This is a genomic window from Pseudomonas fragi, from assembly GCF_900105835.1.
GTDB lineage: Bacteria > Pseudomonadota > Gammaproteobacteria > Pseudomonadales > Pseudomonadaceae > Aquipseudomonas > Aquipseudomonas fragi.
In genome coordinates this window covers 61,599-86,613 of sequence record NZ_LT629783.1, presented here as the reverse complement: position 1 = coordinate 86,613, position 25,015 = coordinate 61,599, and the positions used below count along the sequence as shown (strand labels likewise).

At 54.2% G+C, this 25,015-nt stretch carries 28 protein-coding genes, 1 tRNA gene and 1 pseudogene; 15 read left to right on the top strand and 15 right to left on the bottom strand.

The window, feature by feature from the left end; all coding sequences use genetic code 11:
- Positions 1 to 339 precede the first annotated feature (339 nt).
- Positions 340 to 546: a hypothetical protein gene (locus BLU25_RS00470; protein WP_016780385.1), complete on the top strand. Its 207-nt coding sequence runs from the start codon at positions 340 to 342 to the stop codon at positions 544 to 546.
- 73 nt (positions 547 to 619) lie between these two features.
- Here BLU25_RS00470 and BLU25_RS00465 read toward each other — a convergent pair whose 3' ends face one another.
- The 3 genes from BLU25_RS00465 to BLU25_RS00455 form a co-directional block, all read right to left on the bottom strand.
- Positions 620 to 1,288: a DUF3313 domain-containing protein gene (locus BLU25_RS00465; protein WP_016780384.1), complete on the bottom strand. Its 669-nt coding sequence runs from the start codon at positions 1,286 to 1,288 to the stop codon at positions 620 to 622.
- Positions 1,289 to 1,514: 226 nt separating this feature from the next.
- Positions 1,515 to 1,742, bottom strand: a complete 228-nt coding sequence (locus BLU25_RS00460) for a hypothetical protein (protein ID WP_081481032.1) — start codon at positions 1,740 to 1,742, stop codon at positions 1,515 to 1,517.
- A 382-nt stretch (positions 1,743 to 2,124) separates the two neighbouring features.
- The gene (locus BLU25_RS00455) at positions 2,125 to 2,640 is read right to left on the bottom strand and encodes a P-loop nucleotide/nucleoside kinase family protein (RefSeq protein WP_016780382.1); all 516 of its coding nucleotides are present in this window, start codon (positions 2,638 to 2,640) and stop codon (positions 2,125 to 2,127) included.
- Positions 2,641 to 2,907: 267 nt separating this feature from the next.
- Here BLU25_RS00455 and BLU25_RS00450 point away from each other — a divergent pair, with 267 nt between their 5' ends.
- The 4 genes from BLU25_RS00450 to BLU25_RS00435 all read left to right on the top strand — a co-directional run bounded on the left by BLU25_RS00450 (position 2,908) and on the right by BLU25_RS00435 (position 6,528).
- Entirely contained in the window at positions 2,908 to 3,249 is a 342-nt protein-coding gene (locus tag BLU25_RS00450; protein WP_016780381.1) for a hypothetical protein, read from the top strand.
- 337 nt (positions 3,250 to 3,586) lie between these two features.
- Positions 3,587 to 4,543, top strand: coding sequence for a tyrosine-type recombinase/integrase (locus BLU25_RS00445; protein WP_016780380.1), 957 nt, complete (start codon positions 3,587 to 3,589; stop codon positions 4,541 to 4,543).
- A gap of 641 nt (positions 4,544 to 5,184) precedes the next feature.
- Complete coding sequence (locus BLU25_RS00440; RefSeq protein ID WP_016780379.1) at positions 5,185 to 5,886, top strand: hypothetical protein; 702 nt, start codon at positions 5,185 to 5,187, stop codon at positions 5,884 to 5,886.
- Positions 5,887 to 5,982: 96 nt separating this feature from the next.
- Positions 5,983 to 6,528: a hypothetical protein gene (locus BLU25_RS00435; RefSeq protein ID WP_016780378.1), complete on the top strand. Its 546-nt coding sequence runs from the start codon at positions 5,983 to 5,985 to the stop codon at positions 6,526 to 6,528.
- A gap of 549 nt (positions 6,529 to 7,077) precedes the next feature.
- Here BLU25_RS00435 and BLU25_RS00430 read toward each other — a convergent pair.
- Together BLU25_RS00430 and BLU25_RS23660 are read right to left on the bottom strand one after the other, a co-directional pair.
- Positions 7,078 to 7,386 carry a hypothetical protein gene (locus tag BLU25_RS00430; protein WP_016780377.1) on the bottom strand — a complete coding sequence of 103 codons (309 nt, stop codon included), beginning with the start codon at positions 7,384 to 7,386 and terminating at the stop codon, positions 7,078 to 7,080.
- A gap of 247 nt (positions 7,387 to 7,633) precedes the next feature.
- A complete protein-coding gene (locus tag BLU25_RS23660; RefSeq protein ID WP_016780376.1) occupies positions 7,634 to 7,801 on the bottom strand; it encodes a hypothetical protein in 168 nt (55 codons plus the stop codon).
- A gap of 104 nt (positions 7,802 to 7,905) precedes the next feature.
- Between BLU25_RS23660 and BLU25_RS00420 the strand changes: the two genes are divergently transcribed.
- From BLU25_RS00420 to BLU25_RS00410, 3 genes are all read left to right on the top strand, one after another.
- Positions 7,906 to 8,154 carry a helix-turn-helix domain-containing protein gene (locus tag BLU25_RS00420; protein WP_016780375.1) on the top strand — a complete coding sequence of 83 codons (249 nt, stop codon included), beginning with the start codon at positions 7,906 to 7,908 and terminating at the stop codon, positions 8,152 to 8,154.
- Between the two features lie 70 nt (positions 8,155 to 8,224).
- Positions 8,225 to 8,599, top strand: a complete 375-nt coding sequence (locus BLU25_RS00415; RefSeq protein ID WP_016780374.1) for a hypothetical protein — start codon at positions 8,225 to 8,227, stop codon at positions 8,597 to 8,599.
- A 257-nt stretch (positions 8,600 to 8,856) separates the two neighbouring features.
- Complete coding sequence (locus tag BLU25_RS00410) at positions 8,857 to 9,483, top strand: recombinase family protein (RefSeq protein ID WP_016780373.1); 627 nt, start codon at positions 8,857 to 8,859, stop codon at positions 9,481 to 9,483.
- A 656-nt stretch (positions 9,484 to 10,139) separates the two neighbouring features.
- On the opposite strand, the gene BLU25_RS00405 is transcribed toward BLU25_RS00410, so the two are convergent.
- The gene (locus tag BLU25_RS00405; protein ID WP_016780372.1) at positions 10,140 to 10,910 is read right to left on the bottom strand and encodes a hypothetical protein; all 771 of its coding nucleotides are present in this window, start codon (positions 10,908 to 10,910) and stop codon (positions 10,140 to 10,142) included.
- Between the two features lie 153 nt (positions 10,911 to 11,063).
- Complete coding sequence (locus tag BLU25_RS00400) at positions 11,064 to 11,981, bottom strand: hypothetical protein (protein WP_228795872.1); 918 nt, start codon at positions 11,979 to 11,981, stop codon at positions 11,064 to 11,066.
- A gap of 399 nt (positions 11,982 to 12,380) precedes the next feature.
- Between BLU25_RS00400 and BLU25_RS23655 the strand changes: the two are divergent.
- Positions 12,381 to 12,551, top strand: a pseudogene (locus BLU25_RS23655) (recombinase family protein); the annotation flags it as partial.
- Between the two features lie 495 nt (positions 12,552 to 13,046).
- On the opposite strand, the gene BLU25_RS00395 reads toward BLU25_RS23655, so the two are convergent.
- The 3 genes from BLU25_RS00395 to BLU25_RS00385 form a co-directional block, all read right to left on the bottom strand.
- Positions 13,047 to 14,024 carry a hypothetical protein gene (locus BLU25_RS00395; RefSeq protein ID WP_016780370.1) on the bottom strand — a complete coding sequence of 326 codons (978 nt, stop codon included), beginning with the start codon at positions 14,022 to 14,024 and terminating at the stop codon, positions 13,047 to 13,049.
- Complete coding sequence (locus BLU25_RS00390; protein WP_016780369.1) at positions 14,021 to 14,380, bottom strand: nucleotide pyrophosphohydrolase; 360 nt, start codon at positions 14,378 to 14,380, stop codon at positions 14,021 to 14,023. Before BLU25_RS00390 ends, BLU25_RS00395 begins: the two co-directional genes overlap by 4 nt.
- A 260-nt stretch (positions 14,381 to 14,640) precedes the next feature.
- Positions 14,641 to 14,717: transfer RNA gene (locus BLU25_RS00385), tRNA-Val, on the bottom strand.
- Between the two features lie 184 nt (positions 14,718 to 14,901).
- Here BLU25_RS00385 and BLU25_RS00380 point away from each other — a divergent pair.
- Positions 14,902 to 16,185, top strand: a complete 1,284-nt coding sequence (locus BLU25_RS00380; RefSeq protein ID WP_016780368.1) for an NAD(P)/FAD-dependent oxidoreductase — start codon at positions 14,902 to 14,904, stop codon at positions 16,183 to 16,185.
- 127 nt (positions 16,186 to 16,312) lie between these two features.
- Here the strand turns inward: BLU25_RS00380 and BLU25_RS00375 are convergent, their stop codons facing one another.
- Complete coding sequence (locus tag BLU25_RS00375) at positions 16,313 to 16,948, bottom strand: hypothetical protein (protein ID WP_016780367.1); 636 nt, start codon at positions 16,946 to 16,948, stop codon at positions 16,313 to 16,315.
- Positions 16,949 to 17,214: 266 nt separating this feature from the next.
- Here BLU25_RS00375 and BLU25_RS23515 point away from each other — a divergent pair, with 266 nt between their 5' ends.
- Positions 17,215 to 17,382, top strand: coding sequence for a hypothetical protein (locus BLU25_RS23515; protein WP_016780366.1), 168 nt, complete (start codon positions 17,215 to 17,217; stop codon positions 17,380 to 17,382).
- A gap of 60 nt (positions 17,383 to 17,442) precedes the next feature.
- Here the strand turns inward: BLU25_RS23515 and BLU25_RS00370 are convergent, their stop codons facing one another.
- Together BLU25_RS00370 and BLU25_RS00365 are read right to left on the bottom strand one after the other, a co-directional pair.
- Positions 17,443 to 18,198: a TerC family protein gene (locus BLU25_RS00370; protein ID WP_016780365.1), complete on the bottom strand. Its 756-nt coding sequence runs from the start codon at positions 18,196 to 18,198 to the stop codon at positions 17,443 to 17,445.
- A gap of 30 nt (positions 18,199 to 18,228) precedes the next feature.
- Positions 18,229 to 18,468 carry a hypothetical protein gene (locus tag BLU25_RS00365; RefSeq protein ID WP_016780364.1) on the bottom strand — a complete coding sequence of 80 codons (240 nt, stop codon included), beginning with the start codon at positions 18,466 to 18,468 and terminating at the stop codon, positions 18,229 to 18,231.
- A gap of 135 nt (positions 18,469 to 18,603) precedes the next feature.
- On the opposite strand from BLU25_RS00365, the gene nhaR reads away from it, so the two are divergent.
- Complete coding sequence (gene nhaR / locus BLU25_RS00360) at positions 18,604 to 19,503, top strand: transcriptional activator NhaR (RefSeq protein ID WP_016780363.1); 900 nt, start codon at positions 18,604 to 18,606, stop codon at positions 19,501 to 19,503.
- On the opposite strand, the gene BLU25_RS00355 is transcribed toward nhaR, so the two are convergent.
- Positions 19,490 to 20,653, bottom strand: coding sequence for an MFS transporter (locus tag BLU25_RS00355; protein WP_016780362.1), 1,164 nt, complete (start codon positions 20,651 to 20,653; stop codon positions 19,490 to 19,492). The two genes, nhaR and BLU25_RS00355, sit on opposite strands and share 14 nt — an antisense overlap.
- A gap of 279 nt (positions 20,654 to 20,932) precedes the next feature.
- Between BLU25_RS00355 and sstT the strand changes: the two genes are divergently transcribed.
- Positions 20,933 to 22,165, top strand: a complete 1,233-nt coding sequence (gene sstT / locus BLU25_RS00350; protein ID WP_016780361.1) for a serine/threonine transporter SstT — start codon at positions 20,933 to 20,935, stop codon at positions 22,163 to 22,165.
- A gap of 123 nt (positions 22,166 to 22,288) precedes the next feature.
- On the opposite strand, the gene BLU25_RS00345 is transcribed toward sstT, so the two are convergent.
- Positions 22,289 to 22,798 (bottom strand): DUF1993 domain-containing protein, encoded by a 510-nt coding sequence (locus BLU25_RS00345; protein ID WP_016780360.1) that lies wholly within the window; start codon positions 22,796 to 22,798, stop codon positions 22,289 to 22,291.
- Between the two features lie 110 nt (positions 22,799 to 22,908).
- Here BLU25_RS00345 and BLU25_RS00340 point away from each other — a divergent pair, with 110 nt between their 5' ends.
- Both BLU25_RS00340 and BLU25_RS00335 read left to right on the top strand, forming a co-directional pair.
- A complete protein-coding gene (locus BLU25_RS00340) occupies positions 22,909 to 24,216 on the top strand; it encodes an MFS transporter (RefSeq protein ID WP_016780359.1) in 1,308 nt (435 codons plus the stop codon).
- Between the two features lie 101 nt (positions 24,217 to 24,317).
- Entirely contained in the window at positions 24,318 to 24,989 is a 672-nt protein-coding gene (locus BLU25_RS00335) for a YceH family protein (RefSeq protein ID WP_016780358.1), read from the top strand.
- The last annotated feature ends 26 nt before the right edge of the window (positions 24,990 to 25,015 follow it).

Genomic DNA, 25,015 nt, shown 5'->3' with positions numbered 1-25,015 from the left:
AGGTTCCTTCCGCACTGAGTATTCACGACGCATGGCCAGCAACAGGGCGCCAAAATAAGCCATCACAATGACATCGTCAATAAATTGAACAAAATTGCATTAATCTCGTCATTACAAGGACAAATAATTGGGTTATTAGCCATTTTATTGACGAAATAGACAATTTTTTATTTGGCGCTACTCGTCTAGCCCTCAGCACATCCACCCAAACTTTTGTAATGGCAGGGCTTTTACAGGGCGAGATAGACGCGTACAGACGCAGGAAACTGCCCTAAACTTTAGGTATTACCGGTTGCCGGTAATGGCAGGTTTCGAACCCGCAACGATAAGGAGAGCATCATGTCTGAGCACTTCAAAAACCTCAGGGGCGATACCCCTTTTGGTGCTGCCAGCCCGGAAGGCAAACGAGAACTGGCCGTCGCTGCTGCGTTGACCTTGATCCAGGCCAAGGTTTTAAACTCAGCCAGTTCCGGGCAGTTGCAGACGGAGATGAATAACCTGAACAAGTACGCCGATCAGATTCAGGCTGCACTTGAAGTCGTGTGAGGGAAGCACATATATCGCAGGCAAAAAAAAAGCCCGCCTGGCGGCGAGCCCTGTTGCAACACTTGACCGGCTCTTAATGGCGGCTGGACAAGTATTCGCGGCGCATATCCAGCGCCCAGCCATCGAGCACCCACTTGAAGTCATCCAGCGTCATGACCTGCGAATCATTTTCCAGGGTCAGCCCCGTCCCCTTGCGCACCACTTGCGCGACCACCTGTTGATCGGTGGCATCGATCACGGCTATCTCGGTACTGATTTCACTGTCCTGGTCGCGTATCCCGGCGGCCGTGCTTACCCCTGCGGCGAGCAGGGTCACCGGCAAGTACTCGTAAAACCGCAGGCCCTGGGTACTTGCCGACAGCGAGACAATCGCCGGCCTGACGATCAGCGTGCCAGGGCCCGGGGCCGCGACAACGTTCATGACCTTGCCCAGTTCGCGCTTGAGCGCAGCATCGTAATATCCGGTCACAGCTGACAGCGTGGCCTGCGGCCCCCGCCCGGTCGGTAGCACCCACGGGTAAAGCTGGCTTGGCTCGATATAGACACCGGTGTAATGGCTGATATCCAGGTCAGGACTTACCCAGGACAGCACGGCCTGCCCGGACGGCAACTGCTTTTGCGTCAGCTGGCTGTAGTCGGACAGAAAACCCGAATAGTCTTCGGGCGGGATGGTTTTGCTGGCACAGGCCGTAAGCAAAATGGACAAGGCAGCCAGCAACGGCAGTGAACGACTGGTTCGCATGGAGCAGGAATTCCCGGAACGGTGTTTTACAGGAGGGTTCTGATCAGCCCGGGGCGCCTGAACGAGCGCGACAGGGCCAATTGCGCGCAGCTTGCCTGAGCGCAATTGCTGGCAGATGTCCGGTTTATTTCCGGGAAGCAAGGATGTTGCAGGGATGAAACAAATGACGGGGGATGGTCAAGCAAGCGCAGCGTGCCTGACACGCTGCGCACAGACAGCCAGAGGATCAGTCGTCCCTGTCGTCACGGTCGCGATTGCGGTCATACCGGTGATCATTGTCGCGACGATCGTAGCCGCGGTCATAACCCCGATCATCGTGCCCCCGGTCGTATCCCCGGCCCGAGTCGTAACCGCGATCATGGCCATGCCGGCCACCGTCGTCCCAGATCGGCACGCAGCCGCCGAGCAAGAAAGCGCCAGAGGCGGCCAGGATCAATAGGGTTGTGCGCTTCATGTGAGCGTCCTGAAAGAAAGGTCATAAATATGACCGCAAAAACGCCCAATAATTCCTCGTCACCTGCTACATCCCTGGCAACAAATGCGCCCTGGAACAGAGGTCCTGCCTGGTCCAGTCACTTGCACCGGCGCCCCATTCAGGCTTGGGTCGCGAGATGCCAATCAACGATAAATAAACCTGCAAAAAGCAGTGCAAATTAACCTGATCCAGCTTCAATTACAGGTATAGGCCCATACCGAACAACCAGCGCCAACGACAGCCTGTCGCTAACTGCCCGATCCCTCAAGGGAGGTCGCATCGGAGTGTGATCCGCGGGCAGATCCCACTCCGATGCGGACAAAAACCCGGCGTCAGAAGCACCGGGATGCACCAACCACTTTCAGCCCAGGGGCGGCCCAGATAAAAACCGTTCCGCAATCAGCGCCACGGCCTGCGCCTGAGAGGTGCGGGCGGTGTCTATGCAAAATGGCGCGCTGACCCACGCCTCATACTCATGATCGAGAACAGACTGCCAGGTGGGCGGTATCAAGCCGGGTATATCACTCACCCTGGTTTCCACACGGCGCTGATGCTCGTGCCTGTCAGAACAGATCACCTGGATATTGACCAAGGGCACCTCAGCGCATTGAGCGATGTCGGCCCATGCCTTTCGGCTTTCAGCGACCGGGTTTACACAATCAACGATCACCGTGTGACCGAAACCAAGATTGCTCAGGGCAAGCTCATTAGCGACCTTGTAACCGCTCGTGCCCACGCCTTTTGCCAGAACGCCGGCGTTACGAATCGCCTGCTCGATGGTATCGACCCGCAGGTACACGGCCCCCGCTCGACTGGCAAGATCCCTTGCAAGAGTGGTTTTGCCGGTGCCTGGAAGGCCGCTGAAGACAATAAGCATGTTATGTCCTTGAATGAGTCTGGTGACTGCCCTTTATACACGCGCCAACCTGTGCCCCGGTTGATGGGCAAACGGTCCGGTCATGCGCAAACGAACTTTGCAGCAGGCGCCAACGCCCGCAGAGAAAGAACGGCAGGCCACCCAACTGACGGCACTGATCCAGACTCACCCTGTTTTGCAAGGGCTCGCTAGCCTCAAGCATCTGCCGGGGCTATCCAGATGGCTACACTGACACTCACATCAGGTCAGCTCGCAGGGAGCACAAGCATGAGAGCAATCGCGGGCTGCGTTTTTATATTGGTTGTTATTGTGCTGAGCTTTTTTATGTTGCGAGCGGCGGCTCAACACAACCGACGCAGCAGAGAAGAACTCTACAAAACCTTCGAAAACACCCTGCAACAACACGAAATCCGAACTTTCGAGATACTGAAAGAAAGCGTCTGGATTAGAAATGGTATCCATCAGTCAGAGCTGTATCGGATTTTATTGGCCGACACCGGGCACTACTTTCTTTATTTCCAGGCAACCGGTACACCGCCCATTTTTATCCCCCTTACAGAGAAACGGGCAATACAAGCCTCTGAAGGCAAGATCGGGATCCAGGCATAAATCAGAGTCCGAGCGGTCGCGCGAGCACTCATTTGAGTTCGACTGTCGGATGAAAAAGGATCGCTAAATTGCGCTTGAGATCAAGCGCAGTCTTCAGCAAGGTATCGAGTACCTGAAGACGGGGGTTTTGCAAAAGTTTTGCAAATCGCAGACAACAAAAAAGGGCCCACCTTTCGGTGAGCCCTTCTAGACCGCCCAGCAGAGCGGATTTTGTTTGGTAGGCGCGATTGGACTCGAACCAACGACCCCCACCATGTCAATGTCTGCTTGAGCAAGCTGCAAGCCTTGCTGCTCTTGATTTCAACAGAACGCCCATTCACATCATGAGGCGTCAAAAATGGCCAACATTCGCTTACTTCCATCAGGCAACTGGAACTCTCAGGTACGAGTCAAAGGCAAATCTCCCCAATCCAAAACCTTCAGCACCAAAGCGGCGGCAGAGTCATGGGCCAGCCAGATTGAAGCCGTGACAATGGATCACAAGCACCACACCATCTATACGTTAGGCATGACCTACTGCGAAACCATGCTCAAGGGAAAAGGCAGCTACGACCACGCACTGAAGATCGTGGAGCATCTGGGGAGGTACTTCACGCAGCCTATTCACGAAATCACGCCGCAGATGATCAATGACTTCAAGATTATGCGATTGAAGAAGGTGAAGCCGTCCACGTGCAGGACGCAGCTTGCATTCATGTCCCGCTTCTACCGATTCGCTAAACGCGGCTTGCTAATCAACATTCACAACCCTGTAAGCGATATCGCACTCCCGAAACCTGACCGGTCTTCTGACAAGGTGATCCGAGTAAGCGAGCTTGAGCGACTGTTGGCGAAACTATCTCCAACCATGAAGCTCATTGTTGAATTGGCATACGAGACTGCCATGAGGCGGTCGGAAATCCTGAAACTGACCAAAGACTGCCTGCACCTCAAAGAACGTATTGCAGATGTGATCGATGGGAAGAACGGTACACGATCAGTTCCCCTCACCCATCGAGCCGTTGAGATTCTTGAACTAGCCCAACTGTGGGCCACCGTGGAACGCCACCCACATGGCATGATCTTCACTGTCACTCCCCACGCTGTATCTCAGGCTGTGCGTCTGGCACGCGTAAAGGCTGGACTTGATAGCAGCGTCAGACTTCACCAACTCAGGCACACCAGAATCACCAATGTGGCGAAGAAAGGATTCAACAACGCACAGATCATGATCGTATCGGGCCACAGGGATACTCGATCCGTCGCACGATACTCCCACCTGAACGTCAGGGACGTACTGCACCTCATCGACTGATCAACTGAACGGACTGCCAACCTTGACGAACTAAAGGTTGTCGGCTCCAGAAACTTAACCAATACCTCCGAAAACCACGCCAAAACCCTCCAAAACCCGGTAAAAACGCTCTCTGCTTTCGCTACACATCGAGCCTTTATTCCAGTTTGGCCCAGCGTTTGCTGGGCTAGATGGACGTGAGGGTTAAGTAGTACGCTCCCCCCTCCACTGGAGTTGGTTTTTGCAGAATGTCGCAATGTTTCAAACCGTTGGGATGACTGGCACTTGGACAAAGTCGAATGCACAACCAAACCATTACCGCAACAACTTATTGACAGGCGGGCTAAGTTGTGGGAAAATATCTGCCTGCTTCAATGAGCAGACAGACAATTTAGAAGCCTCTACGCGACTACAGTGCGAACAAATCGCCCAGAAATCGCACGAGGTTTTTTAATGTCCACGTTTTGGCTGACCACCATCTGACGGTCAATGCAAACCATGAGAGATAACCATGACCATTGCAATGAAAGCAAAGCCAACCACGAGGTCGACGACATCCGAAAGCTGAGTTCATTTACTCCTCTGTAGAGAGAAACGCTGCCGATGATACCGACCAACATGTCGGTTTTTTTTCGCCCAAAATTCAACTTACGGAGGTATCTATGAACCAAGATTTCATGCAAGACCGTGTTAAGACAATCTACGAACTGCCACAACTGGCAGGCATCCACCTCGACTACTCATTGGGCGAGGAAGCCCCCCTCTTTGCTCCACCACGAGACGCCAAGCTGCTATGCGGAGTTGGCTACGATTCGGCGGAGAGACGCAAAGCATTGGGTATGCCTTATTACGAGACTACATGTCGTTCATTTCAACGATGGAAAGACATGCTTAATCGGTGCTACACGTCGGGAGCTACTGCATATGCTGGCTGCACGGCTTGCCCAAAATGGCACGACTTCCAAGAGTTTGCAGATTGGTTTGTGAATCAGCCTTATGCATCTGAAGCGGACATGGAGTTGGACAAGGATATTCTTGATCCACTCAATACCGTGTACTCACCGGAATTCTGTTCGCTAGTCCCTAGGGTGATGAATCAGATCTTTCGAGATACACGAAGTCAGCGTGGGGTGCTTCCCATTGGCGTAACTATTGCGTCGAGAGGCAAAGGGTTTATAACTCGTCTTTCGAAGTACGGAAAATCAGTGTACTTGGGGAAACGCCACAACATCATCGAAGCTTTCGAGGCTTATAAGGCAGCTCATCGGAAGTACTGCAATGAACTGGCAGACAGATACGAAGGGGCGATTGATGCTCGCGTGATTGAACGCCTACGCAGCTATACGCGCCATATTCATGACTGAACAATTGTAACTATGTACTGCCGCTAGCACTTGCTTGCGGCAACCACCACTAAACGAGGCTCATGCCTATGAAATGAACTTGAACAGGAGAAAACCATGTCGCACCCATTCGTTTTGAATTTGATCCCCACCACTGAAGATGTTGCACCGAAGAACCCAAGAGGTGCCGGTCGCAAGCCCGTCTCCACAGTCAATCCAATTGCACACATCGCTGCCGAGCTGTCATACACCAAACCCAAATGGCTGGCTGACATTGTCTTTGGCAGTTGCCTCACCTCCGCTGGGCAATCCCAGAATGTCTGTAATGTTTCAATGAATGAAGTGCTAGGCGCTTTGCACCTGAAGCAGTTCACAGTACAGGCTGTGATGGCAACGGGAGTGGCGAAGCGAAAGGCTGAGCGAATTATCAAAGCTGCTCGACACGCTGCCCATGGAATTCATTGTTATCTGCTGCGGCGACCTGAACTATTGCAGCGCTATGAAGATGCTTATATGGTTGAATCCAAGCTTGCCTATTCTCACGTGGCTCTAGTGCACTACAAGCCGTTAAAGGACGTACCAGAGCATATTGCAGCTCTGCGTCTGGCTGGAGATCACCTTGCCTATGGCGAGGCTTTGAGAGCGTTCCGCAAGGAATGCTAATTAGCGTCGGAAAGAAAAAGACTATTTCCAGCGGGAAGGTGCTCGGCTTCTGACAGAAGCTATATTTGTGACCAGAACACTCAATCTGGTCATGATTGATCAAATCTTAATTAACGTCGGAAAGAGAAAGAGCTATTACTCAAGACGGCAATGTCTGAGTGAGATACCCATGCTTCATGGACAAAAGTCGTATCGTCCCGATTCTGGATCAGCACTCCAATTAATAAAATGATATCAACACACATCAAAGCTCTTCGCTTTTGATCTGCTACACCGAAGGTGACGTGCATAACTGTCAGCGTCCGCTGACGGGATACTACCGAATGCGGAAGCATTAATTTCTGCACTAACAAACAAGAGCAAGATCAAGATCACAAACAAAGAGCTGGATTTGTGTAAAATTCATTTAATTACTAGAGTACATCCGAAGGGCTCTCGGCGGTCACGCCGTAACTGGATACAGTTGAAAGCTCACGCTTTAGGTGCAAACACACTTCAGCAGAGCTGGGAGGGTATCATGCTCAAAGCTCCGCTTTACGTGTGCAGCAGTTACCGCAGGTAGAAGTACAGAAACACCACTACCAGAATCAAAAAGATCACTCGCCCTTGAAGTACATCAGAGTTCAATTGGTCATTCTTGATCTGTTGGTATGTGTCGGTATCACTCATGCCTTGCGTCTTGTAGTGCATGATCTGATTGATCTGCTTAGCCAGTTTCTTGTTGTGGGAATCATTGCTTCGCATGGTGATACCCCGCACGATCAACCATAGACCTCCGGTCAGTACGGTCATGATCACGAGCAAGATGTGATTGGTGTTCATCTTCTGGTTGGTCAGTACAAACAACTTTTCATTCATGACTCTTCCTTGTTCGATTGTACATTGCGAGAGCAACTATTGGCTCAACTCCTTTTCATGGGGAGGAATCAACGTAACCAACCATTTGCTGTGTGGGCGGTCTTTCCGCTTGGAAGCTGGATCATTGAAGATTTGTCATTGGTACTGGGTTCGATGACGCTCACCTTGGTAGGACTTGAAATCGTTCAACACTTTCCAGACTCCACCAAACGGGTAGCGGCGTCCCCATCCTGATCAAGCGAAGCCTCTACCATGTCGCCCCAATCCCCAGCCTTGAAGCAAACCATCGAACCATCGAACCATCGAACCATCGAACCATCGAACCATCGATCAGCGTCTGCTGCGGGTAGGTGTCCGCAACAGCAGCAGATGCGATCAGGGGTAGCAGGCACAGCAGTCGAGAAGCGGTGTTCATCAAGCGATTCCTTTGGAATGGCAGGTAGAGGCAGCGATATCCCAAATTCAGATATCTGAAAACCAGATATAGGTTGAAAGGCCATCCACCACAGCCAGACAGCCATGTCCATGACGATCTATCGACATGAGCACGATGTCCTTTTGTCACTGCTCAAGAAGCACAGGAAGGAAGCAGGCTTGACACAGGTCGAGTGCTCAAAGGCTCTGGAGCGTCCGCAATCCTTCATGAGTGACGTTGAAACAGGATCACGACGGTTGGATATCGTCCAGCTTCGTGACTTGTGCAAAGTCTTGGGTATTGGTTTGCAAGACTTGATCGCAGAGTTTGAGAGGTTGCTGGAAAAGCGTTGACTGCGGGATTGATCTTGACTCAGTGATGCTACGCTGCTGCTCAGCCCGAACGGCATAAAGGAGATGAGCAATGGAACTGAAAGACTTCATCAAGAGCAGTCTCTGCCAAATTGCAGAGGCAATTCTTGACGCAAATGAGGAACTGAAGGGGACTGACGCCGTCGTCAACCCCTCTCGAATGCAGACACACACGAATAATTCTCAGGCTTATGGCCGCACTGTCATAGACGGCGATGACACCCATCTGTCAAAGACTCGAATTGTCGAAAAGGTCGAGTTTGATGTTTCTGTCACCACAGATGCTGAAACTCAAGCAAACGGCGGAGTTAAAATTTCAATTGCCTCTGTGAGCTTCAAAGCTGGCGGCCAGTCCAACGACAAAGCAGGCTCAGAATCGCGAATAAAATTCGCTATCCCTATGGTTTTTCCTTCTCAGAGAAAGTGAGGCGCGTGACGAATCAATGATTTGAACGATAGCAACTCCATTGCCGACGCACTGGAGTTGCTATCGTTCAACCCAAACGCCACTACAGTTCGAAGTGAAAAACTCAGTCGATTACAGCTATCAAAGGAGTAGACCTATCCGGTAGTGCGGCGGACGCTCCGCAGTGGCGAAAATAAACTATCAGTAATGTCTTTAAAATAGGCTATCGATAGTTTATCATTAATCTATCAGATCAAGACTCCAAAGGATAGTCAGCCATGAACGCCCACTTGTACCTCCGAGCATCGACCAAAGACCAAGACGCCAACCGTGCAAAAGTTGCCTTGGAGTTGTTCGCCGTCGAGAAGGGTTTGAACATCGTTGGCGTGTATGCGGAGAACATCAGTGGCACCAAGCTCAATCGTCCTGAGCTGCTTGCACTGCTCGATACTGCCAAAGAGGGTGACGTGCTATTGGTTGAGTCTGTAGATCGTCTGAGTCGCCTCTCACAAGCTGACTGGGACACGCTCAAGGCCACTATCAGGGCGAAGGGGTTGCGTCTGGTTGTAGCTGACCTGCCAACTAGTCACATGCTCATTGAGGCGAAGGGAATCACCGGTCAAATCATGGACGTGATCAACAACATGCTGATCGACCTCATGGCAACCATGGCACGGCTGGATCAAGAGAAGCGTGTGGAACGCATCAAGCAAGGTCTGGAAAACAAGAAGGCTGCTGATCCTGATTGGAAGCCAGCAGGCAAGGGGAGGAATGCTGCCAAATGGTCGGAGGTACAGGCGCTGATTCGGAAGCATCCAACAATGTCAGCTGATCAGATTGCCAAACTGGCTGATTGTGGTGTCGCTACTGTCTATCGAATCAAACGAGAAACAGCGCCAGCCTAATGTCGTTTCCGGTCTATGATTGGGATGTTGCGTGCCCCAACTTATTTATGGTTCCGCTTGGATCTTTCTGGCTGAGGCGGGATTTCGCTGCTTGATAGCACTGGCTTTAACGCCATTATTCTGCATTGCGTTACATCAACAAAGGTCTTCAAGTGCATGACCCTTGCGGCACGGAAGTTGGGACTTGGTCTGGCAAATGTGATGTCATTTGCAAGCGTAAGAGCTTGGATGGCGAAAAACGCTTGAAGAGGATCATTAGCGCTCTTGAGTACGTGATTAATCGACTACTGCCTGTACAGCCTCGCCTAACGTTACAGACCATTCAGGAAAGCAGATTTTAAAGTCGTTGGGAAGGTGGCTATTCACACTCCGCATTCTTCAAAACCCGTTCAAGGAGATCTACGCACATCCCATTGGCGGCAGTTGGGCCACCCCATGATTGCGTCACCAGTCACATGAGGAAGCGCAGTTTGGCACTGGTCAAGCAAAGCATTCCCGACGGTAGAGCCAGAGGCGGCAATTCCACCGCCATCAACAACCCTTTAATGCCTCAGCCATTAGTTCGGCTGATTAGCTTCGAAGTAGCTGCAAGAGCACAGGACTCTATCCGGGCAGCGGTGAGATATCCACTGCCCTAACGCTAAAAACCTGAACAATCACGCATTTTTCAAGAATGCGGCCACTTCAACCTCCTTAGCCTTAGAGAATACCCAGCCCCCAAGGGTGTTATTCCATCTGCCGCCGAGCCCTTTTAGCTGCTCCTTTAGACCCTTAGTATCACCTTTTACAACAAACGACTTTACCTGACCATCTTTCTCATAATCTTCCATGAAGACTTTGTTTTCTTTTAAGATCTTTTTCAAAGTTGCAGCTTTTTCCTTCACTTCTCTAGGCTTCTGATTTGGTGCGGGTGTACCAAGAAGAAGAGCACGAACGTTGATCGAAATCTGATTAAGCAACTGCTCCTTGAAATCAGTGATACTAGTGTATGAACCAGTCAATCCTAGCTTCTGCATCTTCTTTTCAAAATCTTTCAAAGACTTGTACTGGTCTATATCTAGATTCTTAGGATCAATGTTCCGAGATGAGAAGTAGACCATTACAGGCTTATCATTCTCGATGAACCACTCGATTTCCTCAGCCGTTCCACTTTCGCTTACTCCAGTGGGCGAGCCTAGCCTTGTCCAGAATACACCGATGACCATGTCGCAGGTTGTTACTATTTGGTTGTTGATTACACCCTGAGCTCTATCTCCAAGTAGCGGCGCTGCGTGCGTTTCCCATTTCACAGGAAGCAGTACCACATGACTTGTCTCTGCATTGTTGTTATTCCAACGAGAGATGACCTCTGGGATGGCTTCTCGCTCTTCGTCAACATCACCCGGACTTGCAATCAATATTTTAAACACTTTAGCTTCAAAGGACATACTTCCCACTCTCTCAAGACGACGATCAAACTTCGAATACTTAGCCAACAAATATCAAAACGCTCCGCTTGTGGTAACCCACGGAGCGTTATGCACTGACGGAGTGCAACGCAGCCAAGTGCAAACCTCAAGTTAGGAGATCAGCTTAAAGCTTTACCGAAGCCCGTCAAACAGATGCCGGGCAGTCAAAGGAACTCGATCTATTTGACCAGCCTCAAGCACCCTGACAATAGAATGCTCTTCATCACCTTCTACCAGACCGTAGAACAGGTAATAACGATCTCTTTCGAAGGTCTGCCATCTACGGGATTCAAAAATATCCAACTCGCAGTGACCACTAAGTTCATGTTCCGGGGATTTGAAGTTGAAAAATACTCTGCCGTATGCCCCTTTCACAATAGATGTAGGCTTACCGAAGAACAGGAAACTTTTCCCCAGATAGGGCTTTATATTTCGCTGAGCCTTTTCAATAGAAACGATAAGATCATGCAACCGAACGGCATCCTCCTGGCCAAACTGAACAGCAATGTTCAGGTTTACTTGAGCCAGTTGCACCAGTCGTTTAACGGTCTTGAAGCGCCCCGGATTTAAAAGATTTCCGTCTGCATCGAAGTAATTTTCGAACCCTCCTCTACCGCTTACCGCAGAGCCGTTCTGAGCCTCTTTCCTATTTGGCTGGAGATAATCATCGTCGTCATCTTCAGGCTCGTCATTGTCCTCCAAGCTCTTCCAGCCAGCGAATGTAACAAGGTTGATGGCTCTTCTCTGCTTAGCATCACCGTCCTCGCCGCCTCCACCCCCCCCTTTTTTCCGATGCGGGCACTCGACCATATCGAAGCCTGGCAGGTGGAAGTAAAAGGCAGAAACTCCATCTTTTCTCTTGGGGGTCTTCCGAGGACGCCTACTGCAGATGACACCGCAGTCTGGACAGTAGACTCGGCCATGATGCTCATCATCTAAGTAACGCTCTGGAGGAAGCCTAAGCGAGTCGGCAAGATCCGTGGGAGCTACAAATTCTGGCTGCGGATCGAGCGGATGATAAGCAACGTGAGGGATCGATATCTGAGACATACATTCCTTTGCATAACTGAAAACTAGGTCAACAAAGCTGATTACCAATTCATCACCGCGTGCTCACTGCAAGCAACGGAGAGGTAAATGAAGCGATGAAGCAATCGCACCATCTTGGTAACAGAACTCTTTAACGACGCCGTCACGCCCATAGTAGCTTATTGCCACATTAAACTTGGCAAGTCAAATACGTCGCGAACGAAAGACGCTTAAGCTTGGGGCGGGCGTGATCAGAGAATAGAATCCAGCACACAGTGCACCGCTCAGGTGTACCTACACGCTGTCACACTTCGAGTTTTAACTGACAAATCATCGCAGAATCAAGGAGTTAGAGATAGGAGGCAACCCCGCCAGCCACACTCCGGCACACAACGCTCCCGCTGTGGCTGCTCCCTTCCGGGCCTGACCCGTGCCAAGGCTGAAGGCAAGAAGCTGGGACACCCAGAAGCAACTGACACGACAGCATCATCGGTGCAACGCCTGAAGGCTAAGGAAATGACACAGGCACAAGTAGTCGCCGAACCGGGGATTGGTATTGCCACAGTCAAACCGCACTGGAATAAATCCTAACGCACTGAAAGATTCACTACTCCCCCTCTAGGTAGGCGTATACCGGAATGAAGATCGAGGTGTAATACCTCCACAGACCACGTCCGACAAGGGTTTCAGTCCCCCCTCCGACATGCACGCCAGAGTGCAAACCCAAGGCGAGTGCAACGAGCATTCACCTTTGACAGCAACATACAGCCCAACCAAGCACACCGACACAGCACCACACCTCTCGCCCAATACCAACTGGTCACACTCCACCAACAGCGTCAAAGACAGCCACAGAAGGCAAGCCGTGCGTAGGGTCTCCATCACTTATTTCTACTTTTCCCAGCTTTTAAAACAGGGTGGCCGTGTTCGCGTTAAGTAGCTCAGGTGATAACCCCGGTTTCGGAATGACTCGCCCCCATTATTTTTCCCTGAGCTGAATCGAAGAACGCCCTCAAGTGCATGGCTCTCGCGGCGCAGGCGATGGGAAATACCACAGTTACTGTGATGTAGCTAGGTTTCAAGTAGCTACAGAACTTCTGCTGGCTCGAAGCCATGCGTATCTCTGTGCCATTGAAAGTACTTCTTCGTTTTCTGGCTCCAAGCAGGTACGACATTACCCAACACACCATCAATGTAACTCGATATAGCCTCAGGCGCTTCGAGGGATGGATGCCTAACAACCGCCCCGTTCTTTACAGAAATGTATCCGAACTCAAAAAGTGGGTCACACCCCATACGGCACATAGGGGCTGCGATATTTTCGATATCCAGCTTTTCCTTTCTGTCGCAGGAAGCACGTTTTTTGATGTGTGCAGCAACCAGCATGGTGCGGGGATAGTCGTTTAAGCAGATGCAGCATGTACCAGTGGGCAAGCCTTTAAAGAGGTGTTTCACGATGAAGCGGTGCTCGTTTCTAGTCGGTCTCGTAGCAGAACCATCCGTTTCCATCTGGAGACTAATTTCAACGCGAGCCTCTTCGATACTTATAGGCTCATCAGCAAGCTCGTATAGTAGCTTCTCGTAGCGAGCAATAATCGCTGCACTGTCTGCTTCGGAGAAGCGATTGAAAGACATACGAGGCTGGCTTTCGGTGCAGAGCAGGATGTCAGGATATGGAATAGACACATGGCGTACATCCGAAACGAAGTAAACGTTCTCCCAAGTGATCCCCTCACTGACGTCTTTAAACCCCCACAGATGAAGAGCAAGGGCTCGATTACGGGTGCGATGAGTAAACCTCGACGCAACTGTAACCACTCCTTTGACGTTGAAGATGACCACGTCGTTTGGAACCATTCTCAGCCAAGCAGCTTCGGTATTGCTGGGCGATAGCCCCCAGATATACAGCTTGCCCGAGGGATTCTCTGCTCGCAGTATCGCACCAAGCGCAGGATCAAGAAGGTGCACGATATCGTCAATAAAGATGGGGTTGAGTATGGTGTTCTGAAGGTTTTGCCTCGCAACTGGATCAGAGCAAGGCTGGTACACAACTGCGACAGTCATTTCTCTCTCCTTGAGTACTTCACAGCATTGCCCTTGGACTTATCAACGGGATACTTCTCTGCATTGAGCTTGATTTTGGCTTGGGCCGCCGCTGCAACGTCGATCTGTAGCCTGTCTCCCAGTCTGAGCAGGTAAAGCAGAACATCGGCCATCTCTTCTTCAACGGCCTTTACTGCCTCATCGCCAAGGACAGCACGCTCACTCTGTTCAGCAGTGAGCCACTGAAAGAGCTCTGTAAGCTCCCCCACCTCACCGGACAATGCCATCACTAGATTCTTGGGGGTATGGAACTGATCCCAGTCCCTCTCGTTAGCAAACGCAGCCAGTTCGGACTGCAGTTGTTTCAGTACGTCCATTCCGATTCCATGCACCATGATCAAGATAGCGTGGACGCTAACCAGTCCGACAAAGCCTGTCTAGCCGCCAACACATCACACGCTCACCAAGACCAAAATGTAGAAGAATCACAGCTCAGAACAGGTCTTGTAGGCGTTCACATTGCTCGGTGTGAACGAAGCCTATATTTTGTGAACGTTCTGCATGAAATCCAAGACAACAAAAAAGGGCCCACCTTTCGGTGAGCCCTTCTAGACCGCCCAGCAGAGCGGATTTTGTTTGGTAGGCGCGATTGGACTCGAACCAACGACCCCCACCATGTCAAGGTGGTGCTCTAACCAACTGAGCTACGTGCCTGCTGTGGGGTCGCATTCTATAGATTTGCGGAGGGGTGTCAACACCTTTTTTGCAGCTAACCCTATGAATAGTCGAATTTTTTATTTTTAACCTGAAAACACTCACCCTCCGGTGGCTGGCGGGCCGTTTTCAACTCAGGTAGCATCGACTTCACTCGTAAAAAATATAAAACAGAGGCTGCAGAATGTCGAACACTCCCTACCCCCAGTCCTACTATGCAGCTTCCGCTAATCCCGCACCCGAGCGCCCCGCCCTGCAGGGCGAGGTGGAAACGGACGTGTGCGTTATCGGCGCCGGCTATACCGGGCTGTCGAGTGCGCTGTTCCTGCTGGAGGCGGGTTTCAAGGTCACTGTTCTGGAAGCCGCGAAAGTGGGGTTCGGCGCTTCGGGGCGCAACGGCGGGCAGATCGTTAACAGTTATAGCCGCGATATCGATGTGATCGAACGCACTGTCGGCGCCAAGCAAGCTCAGTTGCTGGGGCAAATGGCCTTTGAAGGCGGCAAGATCATTCGTGAGCGTGTGGCCAAGTATCAGATCCAGTGTGATTTGAAGGACGGCGGTGTATTCGCTGCCATCACCGCCAAGCAGATGGGCCATCTGGAGGCCCAGAAGAAGCTCTGGGAACGCTATGGCAACACGTCGCTGGAGCTGCTGGATCAGCGCCGGATCCGTGAGGTGGTGGCCTGTGACCAGTATCAGGGCGGCCTGCTGGACATGAGCGGCGGGCACATTCACCCGCTCAATCTGGCGCTGGGTGAGGCCGCGGCTGTCGAGTCCCTGGGCGGCACCATTTATGAGCAGTCTCCCGCTGTACGCATTGAGCGCGGCGCCAATCCTGTGGTGCATACACCCCAGGGCAAGGTGCGGGCCAAGTTCATTATCGTCGCGGGCAATGCCTACCTGGGCAATCTGGTACCGGAGCTGGCGTCCAAGTCCATGCCGTGCGGTACCCAGGTAATCACCACAGAGCCTCTGGGTGATGAGCTGGCCAACACCCTGTTGCCACAGGACTATTGCGTCGAGGACTGTAACTATTTACTCGACTACTATCGCCTGTCGGGTGACAAGCGCCTGATTTTCGGTGGTGGCGTGGTGTATGGCGCGCGGGATCCGGCCAATATCGAAGCGATTATCCGGCCGAAAATGCTCAAGGCTTTCCCGCAGCTCAAGGATGTGAAAATTGACTACGCATGGACGGGCAATTTCCTGCTGACACTGTCACGCCTGCCCCAGGTCGGCCGTATCGGTGACAACATCTATTATTCACAAGGTTGCAGCGGGCATGGCGTGACCTATACCCATCTGGCCGGCAAGGTGCTGGCTGAAGCCCTGCGCGGGCAGGCTGAGCGTTTTGATGCGTTTGCCGACTTGCCCCACTACCCTTTCCCCGGCGGGCAACTATTGCGTACACCGCTGACTGCTTTGGGTGCTTGGTACTACAGCCTGCGGGACAAGTTCGGGTTCTGATTTTTGTGGCAACGGCGCAGTTTCTGTGGGAGCCGGGCTTGCCCGCGATGGCCGCGCCGCGGTAGGCCTGAATGACCGCATCGTCTGAATCGCGGGCAAGCCCGCTCCCACAGGGTAATGCCAATGCTTACTTTTGGGATTGCAGGGTCTTGATCGCCGTAGCGCCGGCCTGTTCCTGCCCCGCACGGGACAGGTCGTTCGCCACCTTCAGCCAGCGACCCTTGTCCACACTGGCCGGCAACTGGGTGGGCGACAGGATCAGCACCGCCCAGCCGCCAGCATCCTTCCACGCCGACTCGAATTTGCTGAAGTCCATCAACCGCCGACGCTCCATGCCTGAGCGCAGCAACACCGTGCCTTTGGCGCGGTTGTAACCCACCAGCATGGCGTAGCGCGGCTCGGACCACACTGTGCCGTCGCTAAATCGCAGCATCACCGGGTAGCCCGCCGCCACTTGGGTCAGCAGCGCAGAAAGGGATTTGTCCAGCGGGTACACCATCAGCCCGTAACCCGCCGCTAGCTGCTCGATATTACCTTGCAACGAGTCTTCGGCCCCCGGCAACCCCAGCGGCTTGACCAAAAGCCCCGGGGTGATGCGCACTTTTTGCTCACCCAGCATACCCGCCAAGGTTTGCGGTGCCCCCTGGTTGGCATTGCCGCGGAAAAACGGCACGCCGTTCAGTTCTACCCGTTCTGGCAAGCGTCGTAACTCGGGGGATTCGACACTGGCGCAGCCCACCATCACCAACGCAAACAAACCCATCAACCACAGCCGCGCCGATCTTGACCCAGAAACTGCCTGCATATTCCCTCGCCTTAAATGAACGCCAGGCCTCAAAGCCCGCCATGAGCGTCAATCATAGGGCGCCAATAATGCGAGGTATAGCCTTAAGCCACAGCCCAATGGTTGGTATAGAGCGAATCGATTAGTCCTACACGACCTTCGGTCAATAGACTGCAACATCGCACAGACTAGACTGTCATCTGCTTAGCGTGTGTTTGAGCCCGTAGGGGGCAAAGGAGGCACTGATGAGCCCGATACTGACTATTTTCCTGCTGATCGCCGGCTGGCTGGCCGTCGCCGGGGCCATGCTCTGGGGTCTGATGCGTATTAGCCGCCATCATCACCCGCAGGTGCAGGCAAAACCTGAAGAAGCGCCGGAAAAACCTGTGGTTGGCGCCGTCAACGCACATTGATCGCACAAAAAAGCCGCTCACCCTGATCAGGGCAAGCGGCTTTTTTATTACAAGCTGCGATTATTTCACCAAGGCAGCCTGACGTTTTTCGCGGATCTGACGCGCCACAATGTTCAAGGTTTCAACCGTGGCCGAGAACGCCATCGCGGCATACACATAACCTTTAGGCACATGGGCACCGAAACCTTCGGCGATCAGGGTCATGCCAATCATGATCAGGAAGGCCAGGGCCAGCATCACGACGGTCGGGTTGTCGTTGATGAACTTGGCCAAAGGCTCCGAAGCCAGCAGCATCACCATCACCGCTACCACCACAGCAATCACCATGATCGGCAAGTGCTCGGTCATGCCCACTGCGGTAATGATGCTGTCGATAGAAAACACCAGGTCGAGCATCAGGATCTGGCCGATGGCAGCGGCAAAGCCCAAGGTGACTTTCGACGTCACACTGTCGGTTTTTTCTTCCACCTGTGGCGTCATGCTGTGGTGAATTTCACTGGTGGCTTTCCACACCAGGAACAGGCCGCCGGCAATCAGGATCATGTCCTTCCACGAAAAGGCCTTGCCCAGCACTTCAAACACCGGCGTGGTCAACTGAACGATGTAGGCAATGGTACCCAGCAAGCCCAGACGCAGGATCAGCGCCATGCCGATACCGATACGGCGGGCCTTGGTGCGGTATTGCTCCGGCAGCTTGTTGGTGAGAATCGAGATAAAGATCAGGTTATCGATGCCCAGCACGATTTCCATCACGATCAACGTGGCCAAAGCGACCCAGGCTGCGGGGCTGGCAGCCAGTTGTAAAAGATATTCCATAGGTGTGTTCGGACTCTGCGTTAAGACACGTTAAATGGCTTGGGAAGATTGTTCTTTTTCTTGCTCAGGCTTTTCTTTTTCGATCAGCCCACCGGTAGCTTCGCTCAGTGCTTGTTCAGCGGCCTTGTGGGTGTCGTCAATTGCCTGCTTGGCGGACTCAGCTGTTTTACTCAGCATTTGTTGCGCGGCTTTTTCCGCCTGGTCGCAACCCGCGATCGCCAGCAAACCTGCCGACAACAGCACTGCAACAGCTGATTTCTTGATGTTCATGCTTGTATTCCTCTCTAAACCGGCGGCCACCGGAGTGGCTTGCGCATAACGCGTGATTCTAGAGAAGCTAACACTTCAGGAAAATTCGTATTTTTAAGCGCTATACTTCGGTTTTTACGAAGTGTTACTACGCTGATGCTTAATTACCGCCAGCTCCATTACTTTTGGGTGGTTGCCAAAACCGGCAGCATTGTCCGTGCCTGCGAGCAGCTCAACCTCACGCCGCAGACCATCAGCGGGCAAATCAGCCTGCTCGAAGATACCTATGGCCTGCCATTGTTTCGCCGGGTCGGGCGGCAACTGGAGCTGACCGAGACCGGTCGGCAAGTGTTGCCTTATGCCGAGCAGATCTTTCAGGTCGGCAGTGAACTGGAGAGCATGTTGCGCATGGCGCCCAAGGAGCAGCAGATCCTGTTTCGGGTGGGCGTGGCCGATGTGGTACCCAAGTCGATTGTGTATCGCCTGATTGCGCCGACGATGGAGCTGGATAAACCGATTCGCATTACCTGCCGCGAGGACAAGCTCGATCGGCTACTGGCAGACCTGGCGATTCAACGACTGGATCTGGTGATTTCCGACAGCCCCATGCCTTCGCACCTCGATATCAAAGGTTTTAGCCAGAAACTGGGCGAATGCGGTATCAGCTTTTTTGCCACTGCGACACTTGCCAAAGACTATGCCGAAAACTTCCCGCACTGCCTGCAAGGCGCGCCACTTCTGATTCCAGGTCCCGAAACCATGCTACGCAGCCGCCTGCTGCGCTGGCTGGCCGAGCAGCAGATACAGCCGCGAATTGTTGGCGAGTTTGACGACAGCGCACTCATGCAGGCTTTCGGCCAGTCCGGGATCGGCGTATTTATCGCGCCCAGCGTGATTGCCCAGGAGGTGATACGCCAGTTTGATGTTGAACTGATCGGCCACACCGAGGCGGTCACCGAATCGTTCTACGCCATTACCGTGGAGCGCAAGATCCGCCACCCCGGCATCGTTGCGATTACCGAGGGGGCGCGGCGCGAGTTGTTTACCCCGCGCTAGCGCAGGCAGGGCGCACCTTGGCGGTCATCAGCAACAAGGCCAGCAGAATCGAGATCAGGATGAACCCGGCGGCAGCAAACCCCAGGCTGCCCAGGCCATAGTTATCGATAACCCGGCCACCAATCATGGCGCCCAGACCGATCCCCAGGTTGGCCCCGGCAATGTTAAGCGACGCGGCAAATGCCGGGGCATGGGGGGCAACTTTCATCAGCCGTACATGGCTGACCAGAAACATCGCGGCCTGCGTCACCCCCCAGATGCCCATCGCCGCCGCCAGGCCCAGGGTTGAGTGAATGCTCGGCACCAGCGCCACCAGGCCGCCAATCATAAAGGCACAAAACACCATCGAAGCGATCAGCGGATGACGATCCACCATGCGCCCGCCCAGGGAATTACCGATCAGGCCGACGGCGCCAAAGCCCATCAGGCACCACCCCACCAGCGTGCCGTCAAAACCTGCCAGACGCTCAAGGATATCAGCCAGATAGGTGTAGGCCGTGAACATCCCGCTGAACACCAGCACTGACAGCACGATATGGCCGATCATCAGCGGGCTGCGCAGCAGGGCAAACTGTGAGCTCAAGGTGACATGCTCTTTCACCACCCGGGTCACGGGCAAATACAGCCACAACAGCAAGGCCTTGGCCAGGGCGACAGCGGCCAAAATGCCGAAGGCACTGCGCCAGCCCCAGGCATCCGAGATCAAAGTGCCTACCGGGATACCAAACACCGTCGCACAGACAATACCGAAACCGATTTTGGCAATCGCCCGCCCGGCGTAATCCGGGCCGACGATATCCACTGCCGTTTCACTGGCCAACGCCCAGAACACCGGCAAGCCCAATGCGGGCAGCAGCCGGGCAAAAGCCATCACCCAGATATTGGGCGCCAGCGCCGCCACGGTATTGGCAAAAGCGAACATCAGCAGAATCGAGATAAACAGGCGCTTGCGCTCAAAGCGCGAAAAGTAGGCGGTCAAAAAAGGCCCAAGGGCCGCAACCGTGAAGGCGAACAAGGTCACCAGCAAACCTGCCTGGGGCACGCTGACTTCAAGGTCGCGGGCAATCGAAGGCAGCAGGCCGACGATGACAAACTCGGTGGTGAGCACGGTAAAGCCGGCCGCGGACAGCAGCAGGATGGGCAACAGCATGAATAACTCCAGAGACAACGAGGCCAGCGAAAGCCCGAAAGGCCCGCTGATTTGAAGAAAAGGGGGGATAGGCAATGGTAACAGAATGCTGCGGGGTGCGGCCATGTCACCCGCAACCTCCCCTGTACGGATGTGGCAGATTGCCCCTGCGTAGGAAAGCCCCTACACGTCTATGATAAAGTTCGCATCCCGCCGACTTGCGTCGATCAGCCTGCCCGTTTGCCGCTGATCGCCCCACAGTTTTTCAATGCACTACCCAGAACAACTAGAGAAACCCTTATGACTGACGCTCCACCTACCCTGCTGCAAAAGCTCAAGCGCACCAGCCTGGTGACCCAGATTGTGATAGGTCTGCTCGCCGGTATTTTGCTGGCCTGGCTTGCGCCCTCGGCAGCGCTTTCGGTGGCCTTTATTGGCAAGGTGTTTGTCAGCGCCCTGAAAGCCGTTGCACCGATTCTGGTTTTTGTGCTGGTCATGGCCTCGATTGCCAACCACAAGCACGGCCAGGAAACCCATATCCGCCCGATTCTGGTGCTGTACCTGTTTGGCACCTTTGCTGCCGCCGTGGTGGCCGTTATCGCCAGCATGCTGTTCCCGTCGAATCTGGTGCTGGCCACCGAAAACATTGCCATCACCGCCCCTGGCGGTATCAGCGAAGTACTGCAAAGCCTGTTGCTGAGCGTGGTCGACAACCCGGTCAGTGCGCTGATGAATGCCAACTTTATCGGCATCCTGGCGTGGGCCATCGGCATGGGCATTGCAATCCGCCATGCTGGCGACACCACCCGCACCGTGCTCAATGACCTGTCCAACGGTGTCACCCTGATCGTGCGTGTGGTGATCCGCTTTGCCCCGCTGGGCATCTTCGGCCTGGTGGCTGCCACCCTTGCTTCTTCAGGCTTCGGCGCCCTGCTGGGCTACCTGCACCTGCTCACGGTGCTGATCGGCTGCATGCTGTTTGTGGCGCTGGTAGTCAACCCGCTGATCGTGTTCTGGAAGCTGCGTCGCAACCCTTATCCGCTGGTGTTTTTGTGCCTGCGTGAAAGTGGGATTACCGCGTTTTTCACCCGCAGTTCGGCGGCCAATATCCCGGTGAACATGGCGTTAAGCGAGCGACTGGGCTTGCATGAAGACACCTACTCGGTGTCCATCCCGCTGGGTGCCACCATCAATATGGCGGGCGCGGCGATTACCATCACGGTACTGAGCCTGGCGGCCGTGCATACGCTGGGGATCGAGGTGGATATTCCGACAGCCATCCTGTTGAGTGTGGTGGCGGCCATTTGCGCCTGCGGCGCATCGGGTGTGGCGGGCGGCTCGCTGCTGTTGATTCCGCTGGCATGCAGCCTGTTCGGCATCCCGAGCGAGATTGCCATGCAGGTAGTGGCCGTGGGTTTCATTATCGGCATCTTGCAGGACTCGGCGGAAACCGCACTCAACTCCTCCACCGATGTGCTGTTCACAGCTGCGGCCTGCATGGCCAAGGAAGATCAGTCCCTGCAACAGGGTTGAGGCAAGTGGGGCGGGCCAGCACCCGGTTTTAAGGGCACCAACAAACCTGGGGGAGCTGGCTTGCCTGCGATGCTTGCAACCCGGTCTGTCTGAATGACCGGGGTGCTGGCACAGTGCGCTTGCTTAGAAAGCGCCCATGTAATCGCGCTTGCCGATTTCAACGCCATTGTGCCGCAGGATCGCGTAAGCCGTGGTCACATGGAAGAAGAACTGCGGCAGGCCATAAGTCAGCAGGTAAGCCTGGCCGGTAAAGCGTTTTTCTTTCGGCGTGCCCTGGCGGGTGATGATTTCAATGCCTTCCTTACCGTCGATTTGCTCAGGCTTGATCCCGTCAACAAACGCCAGCACTTTGCTGATCAACGCTTGCAGATCAGCAAAGGTCACTTCGCTGTCGTCGTATTTCGGCAATTCGATTTCAGCCAGACGGCCGCTGACCCCCTTGGTAAAATCAACTGCGATTTGCACCTGACGCACCAGCGGGAACATGTCCGGCGCCAGACGTGCTTGCAAGAACACGCTAGGGTCGATGTTCTTGGCTGTGGCGTGTGCCTCGGCCTTGGCCAGCACACCGCTCAGGGCGTTGAGCATTTGTTTGAACACAGGAACGGAAGCAGCGTACAGGGAGATAGTCATGGAAGTCTCGACAGTCTGTGGGCAGGAATGGAATGTGCGCCGATTATAGACACGCCAGCGCCCCTCTGGTGTATGAAGATCAACCCCACGCTCAGCCCCGGGACACCCACATGCTCTCTGCTCATCCCTCTACAGCGCCTGCGGCGGAAACGGCCCAGGCGCTGTATGGCAAGATCACCCGCAAGCTTATCCCCTTTCTCTGCTTGTGCTATCTGGCGGCCTATCTGGACCGGATCAATATTGGTTTCGCCAAACTGCAGATGCTCGGCGACCTGCAGTTCAGCGAAACGGCCTATGGCCTGGGCGCGGGGCTGTTTTTTGTCGGATATATCCTGTTCGAAGTACCGAGCAATCTGCTTATGGAGAAGGTCGGGGCCAGGGTCTGGATCGCACGGATAATGATCACCTGGGGCCTGCTCTCGGCCTGCACACTGCTGGTCACTACCCCTACCCAGTTCTATGCCGTGCGTTTTCTGCTGGGGGTTGCCGAGGCGGGTTTTCTGCCCGGGGTGCTGTATTACCTGACCACCTGGTTCCCGACCCAGAGACGAGGGCGCATCATCGCCCTGTTTATGATCGGCATGCCGCTCTCCAGTGTGGTCGGCGGGCCGCTGTCGGGCTGGATCATGGGCGCCTTCGACACTGTCGCGGGGCTGCGCGGCTGGCAGTGGCTGTTTGTGCTCGAGGCGATCCCCAGCGTATTGCTGGGCATTCTGGCCCTCTGGGTGCTGCCCGACAGCCATCACACGGCAACATGGCTGAACGCCGACGAAAAAGCGTTACTGCAGCAGCAACTGGGTCAGGACCACGCAGAGGGCCAGCACAGCAAGTCCGGCTTTCGCGACGGATTCTTCAACCTCAAGGTCTGGATGCTGGGCGGTATCGACTTCTCCATCCTGCTCAGCGCCTACGCCCTGGCCTTCTGGATGCCGACCTTGATCCGTAACGCCGGGGCAACCGACAACTTCCATATTGGCGTACTCACTGCCCTGCCCAGCCTTGCTGCCCTGATCGGCATGCTGATGATCGGCGCCAGCAGCGACCGGCATCGCGAACGTCGCTGGCATATCATCGTGCCCTTTGTGGTCGGCGCGACGGCAATGGCAGCCAGTACCTTTTTCAGCCACAACCTGCTGGCGATCGTTCTACTCTTTGCCATTGCCTCGGCTGCCATCCTCGGTGCCGTGCCGGTGTTTTTCAGCTTGCCGGCCACCTTTCTCACCGGCCGCGCAGCCGCGACCGGCTTCGCCCTGGCCTGCTCCCTGGCCAATATTGCCGGGCTGGTGAGCAACTCCCTGATGGGCATCGCCATTGACGTCACGGGCAGCAGTTCCGGGGCGTTGTGGTTCTTCGCCAGTTGCCTGCTGCTGAGCTGCCTGCTGGTAGTCGCCCTGCCCGCCAGGCTGGTCAACCGCTGAGCGACCATGAGCAACACCCCAGCGATCACATGCCAGTCGCTCTAGCGCGTAAAAAACCCCACAATGGCCGCTGGCAACGGTGACTCAAATTGGAGATGAAAATGGACGTTCCGGCTGATCAGTTTTCAGAAAACGTAAAAAACGATTCTGACGCAGGCCCCCTGCTCAACAGCACCGAGATCCGCATTCTTGGCTCCTTGATCGAGAAACAGGCCACCAACCCTGAAACCTACCCCCTGACGCTCAATGCCCTGGTGCTGGCGTGCAACCAGAAAACCAGCCGCGAGCCGGTGCTCAACCTGACCCAGGGCCAGGTCGGGCAAAGCCTGCGCGCCCTCGAAGGCCGTGGCTTTACCCGCCTGGTAATGGGCAGCCGTGCTGATCGTTGGGAGCACAAGGTCGACAAGGCGCTGGAACTGGTGCCTGCGCAAGTGGTGCTGCTGGGCCTGCTGTTCCTGCGGGGGCCGCAAACCCTCAACGAGCTGCTGACCCGCAGTTCGCGCATGCACGATTTTGAAGACACCGAACAGGTCCAGCACCAGCTCGAACGCCTGATTGCCCGTGATCTGGCCCTGCTGGTGCCGCGCCAGAGCGGCCAGCGCGAAGACCGTTACATGCACGCACTGGGTGACCCGGCCGAGATCGACACGATCATGGCTGCGCGCCAGCAACCTGCGGAGCGCAGCAGCAGTTCAAGCGTATCGCTGGAGCGTTTTGAAGCCCTCGAAGCGCGGATTACCGCCCTTGAGGCGCGTCTGGCTGAGCTGGAATAACACCCTTCACGCCGCCCGCAAGCGTA